Raw genomic sequence first — 3,865 nt, forward strand, 5'->3', positions numbered from 1 at the left:
CATTTCGATGTTGGTTGAGCGTTGGGGGCAAAGCGGTGTTGGTCGTGCGTTGGTTGTGCCCCGCAGGGCGCGAGGCGGGGAGCAAGTGTCCGCGTTTAAGTCGGATAACGGTCTACATCACCGAGGTGGCGGCGATAGACATGCAAGCAAAGAGAAAAGTTCACCACCGCCACTCCGGTGCATGTTTTGGTTATCCGCCGTATCCTTTAGGCGGCAAACCGCCAGTGTGCGTTGTCCGCGCGAGCGGAAAATAACGACGGAACGTCGCCACGATGACTCGAGCATGATCTGCGCGAGCAGAAAACAACGGCGGGACGCCGCCATCAAGGGAACGAGCATCACGTGTGATCATCCGCGTCGTGTGATTTACGACGGAAGTATCGCCCCACGCCCGCACCGATGATAGTGCAAGAAGCAAATAGAAAGCAACAGAATAGCGAAACGAACATGACCGCAGCAGGAAAAAGCGGTGAGTGATCCGTGACCTCGGGGTCAATTGAGCCGGACATGATGCGATAAACCAAAGCCAGGCCAAAACACGCACCAATGCATGCACCGCGACGAGTATGGGTACGTAGCAATTTAGCCGAAGATGTCGAGTCATCGACGGGTTGCGTTTCGTGGCTCATATTTCGATCATCTTGCCGGCTGGATCTTTGGAGCATGAGTGCCGCGAGCGCTCAGTCGGATAACGGTATGCATCACCGAGGTGGCGGGATTAGACGTGCAAGCAGAGAGGAAAGCGTGCGGCCGCCACTCCGGTGCATGCAATGGTTATCCGCAATACACCATCGCCATACGGTCCGTCGGCGCGGATTTTGTCCCTGTGGGTGACCATCACCGGCGAAGATCGTAACAAAGAGCGGGCGTTCAAGCAAGTTTTGTGGGGCGGCAGTGCATCGAGCGTTAGAAGGTAGGCATTGGTTGGTGCCACGCAGTGCATCCGGCACGTCGGCATTCATTAAGTATTGGAATTCAGGCGTCGGTTGATGCCCCGCAGGGCAGTCGGCACTCGAGTCTTGGTCGAGCGTTGGGGGCAAAGCGGTTTTGGTCGAGCATGGGTTGTGCCCCGCAGGGCGCGAGGAAGGCAGCAAATGTCCGCAGCTCAGTCGGATAACGGTCGGGATCACCGGGTGGGGACGGAAAAGTTAACCATCAGGAAACGCATGCAAGCCCCACTCCGGTGCATCCCATGGTTATCCGCTACTTGGTTCAGCATCAAGCTAGATGTTTTGCGATTCGATATCATCACGAAATGTCCAGCAGCCTACCAGAAGCAGAAAGCCGCCCACCAAATGGCCGTACGTGCCCGTTCGATAGAGGACGAAACCGCCCAAGGATATCAGCACCACCGCGAAGATGGCGTTGAACACGAGGGCCAAGGGAGTTCGCAGCCACAGCAAAGCAGCGAGTATCAGAAACCCAATCGCCTCGATGAGTATCGGCGTTGAGAAATCGCGGGAGACTTCTCGGGCAAGTAAAAATGCGATGACGGTGAAGAAGATCGGATATCCGAGCAGCCAGCCAGTAGGCGGAGGGAGGAGTTTCATGTCAAGTTGAGGAAGAAGTTGTGCATCTTAATGTGAAGCCGCGGGATGGACACACGCCCGGTCGGATAACGGTATGCATCACCGAGGTGGCGGGATTTGACGTGCAAGCAGAGAGGAAAGCGTGCGGCCGCCACTCCGGTGCATGCAATGGTTATCCGAAAACCACCATTGCGATGCGATCCGTCAGCGCGGACTTCGTCCACGTAGGTGACAATCACCGTGTGGAAAGCGTAGCAGAGTGTCGCCGGCAAAGCAAATTGCGGTGGGAGGTAGTGTATCGAGTTCGGGAAGACAGGCGTTGGTTGGTGCCACGCAGTGCATCCGGCACTTCAGCATTGATTGAGCGTTGGAATTCGGGCGTCGGTTGATGCCCCGCAGGGCAGTCGGCACTCGAGTCTTGGTTGAGCTTTGGGGGGGGGCAAAGCGGTTTTGGTCGTGCGTTGGTTGTGCCCCGCAGGGCGAGAGGCGGGCAGCAAATTTCCGCGGCTCAGTCGGATAACGGCAAGCATCACCGAGGTGGCGGGATTTGACGTGCAAGCAGAGAGAAAAGCGTGCGGCCGCCACTCCGGTGCATGCAATGGTTATCCGCTGTTTGGTGTGCGAGCAGTCCATGTCGCAATCTGCGAAATGTGGATCCCAATTCGCCAGTACAAGAAAAGGTGGCATGCGACAATAGTCATAAAGTCAAACATCGTTGTAACATCAGAAAGAATACCGAGGCCATCTTGAAACGCAGCGTTTGCGATACCAAAGACGAGAAATGCCGCCAAGCAGCGTATCGACGTAACAAATCCAATCGCGAAGTACCGTTGCAAAAAGTGTTTGCCCGTTGACCCGCCGTTTCGGTGGAACAAATAGACGATAGCTGCCAAGGTGATCACCAGTCCTCCAGTGTCACTCGCCAGGTCCCAGTGATTAAGATCATCGAAGACTATCAGCGAAGGCAAAAGAGACGCTAGGACAAAAGCAATAAGGTATGGGATAGATTCACGGTCGCTAAGCGGATGCTCTCGCATGTCCGCCTTGAGCTGTTGGATCCGCCAAAATCGCATCGGGCGTGCTGGGTATCCCTGAGCGCCAGTCAGCGGTAATGTTTGATTCGTCGAGTTCGGCGGTATGTATGGGTTTTCGTCAATCACGATCTTGAGTCATCAGAACTTTCGCGCCCAGTCGGATAACGGCAAGCATCACCGAGGTGGCGGGATTTGACGTGCAAGCAGAGAGGAAAGCGTGCGGCCGCCACTCCGGTGCATGCAATGGTTATCCGCAAAACACCATTACGATGCGGTCCGTCAGCGCGGACTTCGTTCCCGTGGGTGGCATTCACCGTGTGGAAAGAGTAGCAAAGACTGGACGTTCGAGCAAGTTTATGTCGGCAGTTGTGAATCGAGCAACCGAAGACAGGCGTTGGTTGGTGCCACGCAGTGCATCCGGCACATCGGCGTTGGTCGAGACTTGTAATTCAGGCGTCGGTTGGTGCCCCGCAGGGCAGTCTGGACTTGAGTAATGATCGAGCGTTGGGGGCATAGCAGTGTTGGTCGAGCATGGATTGTGCCCCGCAGGGCACGAGGCGGTCAGTAAATGTCCGCGTCTCAGTCGGATAACGTCTAGGATCACCGGGTGGGGACGGAAAAGGTAACCATCAGAAAGCAGCCGCAAGCCCCACTCCGGTGCATCCTTTGGTTATCCGTCGGCATGGCATACGATAGAAACCAGCGACAGGTACGAGACACATGAGCGAGATCAGGCAGTGGAAAACATCGGTGTGAAACGAGTGTGCCCTGCGCGAGCAGAAAACATCGGCGGGACGCCGCCACGTTGGATCGAGCATAACCTGCGAAGCAGAGAACATCGACGGGACGTCGCCACATGAACAAGTTTTGAATCGCGGTAAAGGTCTTCGGAATCGCGGATCAAATCATGACGAGGATTGGATGGTGTATCGCCGGCGTCCCGCCCCGTCGGTGACCCGCGACGCGAGCAACCGTTGGAATCGACCAGGACGGTCCAGAGTAACGATCGGAAGGAACGGTCGCAAAAAAGGAAGCGGGGGAAGTGTAAGAGTAAGTGAGCGATCAGCCAATCGAGGCGTAGGTTGTGCCCCGGAGAACGCGAGACGGCCAGCAAGTGTCCGCGGCTCAGTCGGATAACGGTAAGCATCACCGAGGTGGCGGGATTTGACGTGCAAGCAGAGAGAAAAGTGTGCGGCCGCCACTCCGGTGCATGCAATGGTTATCCGCAACACACCATCGCGATGCCGTCCGTCAGCGCGGACTTCGTCCACGTAGGTGACAATCACCAGGTTCAAATCGTAG

General features: G+C 56.1%; 6 protein-coding genes. All 6 read right to left on the reverse strand.

The features are described from left to right. Window positions 1-718: 718 nt before the first annotated feature. Window positions 719-841, reverse strand: a complete 123-nt coding sequence (locus tag RC85_RS28945) for a hypothetical protein (protein WP_261340495.1) — start codon at window positions 839-841, stop codon at window positions 719-721. Between the two features lie 382 nt (window positions 842-1,223). After that, complete coding sequence (locus RC85_RS25055) at window positions 1,224-1,550, reverse strand: hypothetical protein (protein ID WP_068267571.1); 327 nt, start codon at window positions 1,548-1,550, stop codon at window positions 1,224-1,226. Then, complete coding sequence (locus tag RC85_RS27895; protein WP_162273277.1) at window positions 1,547-1,768, reverse strand: hypothetical protein; 222 nt, start codon at window positions 1,766-1,768, stop codon at window positions 1,547-1,549. The genes RC85_RS25055 and RC85_RS27895 overlap by 4 nt, the downstream gene beginning before the upstream one ends. Window positions 1,769-2,131: 363 nt before the next feature. Next, entirely contained in the window at window positions 2,132-2,689 is a 558-nt protein-coding gene (locus tag RC85_RS25060) for a hypothetical protein (RefSeq protein WP_149753336.1), read from the reverse strand. Beyond that, window positions 2,686-2,877: a hypothetical protein gene (locus RC85_RS27900; RefSeq protein WP_149753337.1), complete on the reverse strand. Its 192-nt coding sequence runs from the start codon at window positions 2,875-2,877 to the stop codon at window positions 2,686-2,688. The genes RC85_RS25060 and RC85_RS27900 overlap by 4 nt, the downstream gene beginning before the upstream one ends. Before the next feature lie 591 nt (window positions 2,878-3,468). Continuing rightward, a partial coding sequence (locus tag RC85_RS27255; RefSeq protein ID WP_238383228.1) for a hypothetical protein occupies window positions 3,469-3,865 on the reverse strand: 397 nt, incomplete at its 5' end.

Origin of the sequence: Rubripirellula obstinata (assembly GCF_001642955.1) — a bacterium.
Classification (GTDB): Bacteria; Planctomycetota; Planctomycetia; order Pirellulales; family Pirellulaceae; genus Rubripirellula; species Rubripirellula obstinata.